We start from the raw sequence: 4,276 nt of genomic DNA, 5'->3' as shown, positions 1-4,276 counted from the left end.
TGGCCGCGCTTTGTGCGCAACCGCTCCGAGCGCTTCGAGGCCCGCTTCAGTCTGGTTGAGGTGCAGGAGTCCCCGTCGGCCTTCTTTGCGGGGATGGCAGGGTCCGTGATGCCCATTGCCGTCTCCCATGGGGAAGGGCGTGTCGAGGTGCGCGATGCCGCTCACCTGAACGCACTGCAGCAGAGCGGTCTGGTAGGACTGCGCTTTGTCGACAACCGCGGCAGCGTGACCGAGCAGTACCCGGCCAACCCGAACGGCTCGCCGGATGGTATCACCGCCGTGACCACCACCGATGGCCGCACCACCATCATGATGCCCCACCCGGAGCGGGTGTTCCGCACCGTGGCCAACTCCTGGCACCCCGACAACTGGGGCGAGGACGGTGCCTGGATGCGGATGTTCCGTAACGCCCGGGTTTGTCTGGGTTAATAGAGACGACGCTAGCGCATAAAAACAGAAACCGGCCACTTGGCCGGTTTTTTTATCCGTGTCGTTACGGCTTGCCGAGCGGTTGGGGGATAAAGTCTCCCCGGTCGAGGATCCGCAGACAGGCATCCACCACATCTGCATCGAGCTGATGGCCACGCATCTGGATGATCTGCTCACGGGCCTGGGGAATGCCGAGGGCTGCGCGATAGGGGCGGTCCGAGGACATGGATTCGACGATATCAGCGACCGTGAGAATGCGCGCTTCCAGCAGGATCTGCTCGCCCTTTAACCCTGATGGATAGCCGGAACCGTCGAGATACTCGTGGTGCTGGTGGATCATCCGGGCGATGGGCCAGGGCAGGGCGATATCCTTGAGCACCAGATAACCCGCTGTCGGATGCTCCTTGACCAGATTGAACTCCTGGGGGGTCAGTTTGCCCGGTTTGGTGAGGATCTCGACAGGCACCTGGATTTTGCCGATATCGTGCACCATGGCGCCCAGATAGAGACCGCGTAGCTGTTTATCACCCAACCCCAGTTCTCGGCCAATGGCCAGCGCCAGGGTAGCGACATGCTTCTGGTGTCCGGCGGTGTAGGGATCGCGTTGTTCCAGCACGGCAGCGATGGCTCCCAGCGCATCCTCCAGGGCCAGCTCCAGTTGGCGGGCATGCATGGCTTTTTCACGCTGGGCGGCAAGATAGGCCTGCTGGGTTCGACGTGCCTGCAGGCCATAGGTCAGGTAGTCGGCCAGTCCGTTGAAGAGATGCACCTCCTCATCGGTGAAGGCTCTGGCTTGCGTGCTGTGAATAAGCAGGCCGCCTGGCACAGTGGCTTGCCACTGCAATGGCAGCAGCAGTCGGCCCCTCAGGGTGGTGGAGTGGTGGACCAGTTCGGTGCCGAGTGCTTCGTTGCGCATCTCGCCTGAACTGATTGCACGGATCAGGGCTGCGTCCCGGGTGAGCCAGTCATCGCTGGCAAACCAGATGGCCTGACCTGCCTGCGCCAGGATCTGTACTCTGTTGTGATCCGCGGTCTGTAGTACGGTCACCAGGGGAAAACGGCCATCGAAAGTGATGGCATCACAGATCTCCTGCAGTAGTGTCTGTTCATCCCCCGGCTTGAGCATGGCATGGTGGGCGCGGGTTATTGCTTCCAGCGTCCAGGTATATTGCTGGAGACGATCCTGCTGCTGTTTCTGGTCGGTGATATCTTCGAAAAAGACAGCGACACCGACCACCTTGCCCAGCTCATCGTACAGGGGAAACTTGGTGGTACTGAGCCAGCGATCTTCACCCCCTTTCAGATAGAGTTCTTCATGATGCCGGGTTATGCCGCTGGCCATGACCTGGAGATCGTCATCCCGATAGCGTTGGGCCAGCTCGGTCGGGAAAAAATCGGCATCGCACTTGCCAACCAGTTCGGCCGGGGTGAGGGCCAGATCGTCGACCAGCAGTCGGTTGCAGGCGATGAAGTGTGAACGGGTATCTTTCAGCAGGACGCGATAGGGCAGCTGTTCCATCACCTGATGGAGCAGGGCTGCAGTGGGGTGAGAGCTGACGCCCGGTGGCGGAATGGATGGCGGTAGATCTTTTAACATCATCTTGGTGCAACCAGAGTCAGGTGGTAGTAAAGCGGTAGCCCGCTTGCCAGACGGCGAAACAGGCATCGACCACCTGTTCGTCGTAATGCACACCGGCGTAGCGCGTCAGCTCGGCGAACGCATCGGAGAGAGAGAGGGCACGCCGGAACGGACGGTGGGCCGTCATGGCGGCCAGGGAGTCGGCGACCCGTATAATCCTCGCCTCCAGCGAGATCGCATCCCCCTGTAGCCCTTGCGGGTAGCCGCTACCATCGAGATTCTCATGGTGCTGCATCACTATGGTGGTGATGGGCCAGGGGAAGTCAATCTGTTGCAGGATCTCGCGGCCAGTGTCCGGATGCTGTTTGATAAGTTCGAACTCAACCGGCCTCAGTTCCCGTGGGCGAGTGAGGATCTCCGCCGGGATCTGCAGCTGGCCGATGTTATGCACCATGGCCGCAAGACCCAATCCATCCAGCTGCTCTTGTGGCAGTTGCAGCTGTTGACCTATAGCCAGCGCGAGATCATGCACGCGCCGTTCGTGTCCTGCCGTGACCGGATCTTTGTGGGCAATCGCAGAGGAGAGGGCCGCTATGGTCTGAAACAGCAGGGTGCGCTGGCGCTGCTCGCTCTCCTTTATATGGGTGATGTCGACCAGTGCCCCTATGATTCCTGCCACCTCGCCCTGATGGTCATAGAAGAGATCCTTGAAGTTGAGCACCTGGTAGCGATGGCCGCTGCGATCAAACAGCGTGTGTTCAAAATATTGCGGCTGCCTGCTACGCAGCACCTCCATGTCCCTTTGGGTATATTCGTCCGCCATTTCCGGGGGCAGGATTTCGTCCACCCGCTTTCCCTGCAGCTCGGCCTTGCTGAGCCCAGTGACCTGGGTAAAGGCCGGGTTGAAACTGAGAAAGCGCCCTTCGACATCCTTGTAGAACACCGGGATGGGAATGGCCTTGAGCAGGGATTCGTTGAGGCGCTGCATGTCGACTAGCTCGGCTTGCTGGCGCCTGTCGAGCTGTTCGCTGTCCTTGCACAACTGGATGGCGCGCGCCAGATTGCCGAGCACCGGGCTGAACAGATGGTAGACCGGCACTGTGTGCTGCTGGGGTTGGGGGGCCAGCAGCAAGATGAGATACCCCCCGTCAACCCTGAGCCGATAGGCAAAGTGGTACGGCCGGCCACCGGGGAGAGGCAAGGTCGTTTGCAGCGCACACTGGTCACCTTCACCAATCCAGGCTGGCAAGGAGAGCAGCGAGCCACTGTGCCGGGATAGCTGATCATCACCAATGACCTTGAGCAGCTCATATCCTTCCCGTTGCTGCTGCAATACCACTCCAACCGGTGTGGCACAGTGAAACATAAAGCGCTGCAACACCTTGGTGAGCAGGGCATCGAGTGTGACCTCCCGACCGATGCAGAGGGCGAGATCGCAGACAATGGCCATGGCGTGATCGTTATTCATTGCTAACCCTCGCTGAGACAGAGGATGGCACCGTTGTGAAAGAGCGGGTAATCCCCTGGCCTTACACTGCCTATCTCGCCAAGAGAGAGGGCACCGACCAGTTCGTGGGCACCGCTGTGGCTAAAGAGGGTCTCCAGCTCCAGGGTGCTCTGTTCGCCGAAGTGCTGCTGACGGCCGGCGCAGTAGTAGATCTCGATGCGTTCAGGCACACCATGCTGGCTGAGTTTCTCGGCCAGCTCGATGGCATTGGCGGTCGGACTTTGCGGCGCCTTGAGCAGCGTGAGAATACTGTAATCTGGCACTTCTCCCACGCAGAGCAGGGCTCCCTCTTCGGTGACGGCGACCGGGATCCGCACGATTACATCGCCATTGGCTCTGAGCAACCCGAGCGGCAAGTGGACGCCGTACTGGTAGAACTGATCCGGGGTGAGGTTCTGCTGGAACTGCTGCCGGATCAGGGATTGATAGCGGCTAAAAGCCGGCTCCCAGTCGATAAAGGAGATCTTGTTGCCTTCACTGCTGGTGGCGAGCATGGGCTGGGCAGTGAGTTGATAGCCGTGCTCCAGCAAGGGGGGGCTGTGGTGGGAGAGCAGTGCACAGCTGACCCCATGGCCCAGCAATCTCTGGGTGTCAAACAGGCAGGGCATGGCTGTGAACTGGCCGCTACCTGCATTGACACCCGCATAGTTGACCCTGTCCGCCAGCCTTAGATAGATCCCCTCGAGCAGGGTTGCAATATTGGGGAGCATGGCGTCAAAGGTGAGAAAGAGGGTGGGAACCTTCTCGGTGTCCGGCCATTC

4 protein-coding genes are annotated in these 4,276 nt (G+C 60.0%); 1 reads left to right on the top strand and 3 read right to left on the bottom strand.

Annotated features, from left to right (window positions below; translation table 11 throughout):
- A partial coding sequence (locus ACRAUW_RS17040; RefSeq protein WP_431363228.1) for a phosphoribosylformylglycinamidine synthase subunit PurQ occupies positions 1-429 on the top strand: 429 nt, incomplete at its 5' end.
- A 64-nt stretch (positions 430-493) separates the two neighbouring features.
- On the opposite strand, the gene ACRAUW_RS17035 is transcribed toward ACRAUW_RS17040, so the two are convergent.
- The 3 genes from ACRAUW_RS17035 to ACRAUW_RS17025 all read right to left on the bottom strand — a co-directional run.
- Positions 494-2,029 carry an HD domain-containing phosphohydrolase gene (locus ACRAUW_RS17035; RefSeq protein WP_431363227.1) on the bottom strand — a complete coding sequence of 512 codons (1,536 nt, stop codon included), beginning with the start codon at positions 2,027-2,029 and terminating at the stop codon, positions 494-496.
- A 16-nt stretch (positions 2,030-2,045) separates the two neighbouring features.
- Positions 2,046-3,476, bottom strand: a complete 1,431-nt coding sequence (locus tag ACRAUW_RS17030) for an HD domain-containing phosphohydrolase (RefSeq protein WP_431363226.1) — start codon at positions 3,474-3,476, stop codon at positions 2,046-2,048.
- 2 nt (positions 3,477-3,478) lie between these two features.
- Positions 3,479-4,276 (bottom strand): FIST signal transduction protein (locus ACRAUW_RS17025; RefSeq protein ID WP_431363225.1); only part of this gene is annotated, 798 nt, incomplete at its 5' end.

The sequence above is a fragment of the Aeromonas sp. genome (assembly GCF_050633025.1).
Lineage (GTDB): Bacteria > Pseudomonadota > Gammaproteobacteria > Enterobacterales > Aeromonadaceae > Aeromonas.
The sequence above is the reverse complement of the archived record's forward strand: the minus strand, read 5'-3'. Positions and strand labels throughout refer to the sequence as shown.

What these genes read in the sequence shown, in the direction of transcription:
- ACRAUW_RS17035 (WP_431363227.1), bottom strand. Translation starts at nt 2,029, where the DNA reads ATGATGTTAAAAGATCTACCGCCATCCATTCCGCCACCGGGCGTCAGC.
- ACRAUW_RS17030 (WP_431363226.1), bottom strand. Translation starts at nt 3,476, where the DNA reads ATGAATAACGATCACGCCATGGCCATTGTCTGCGATCTCGCCCTCTGC.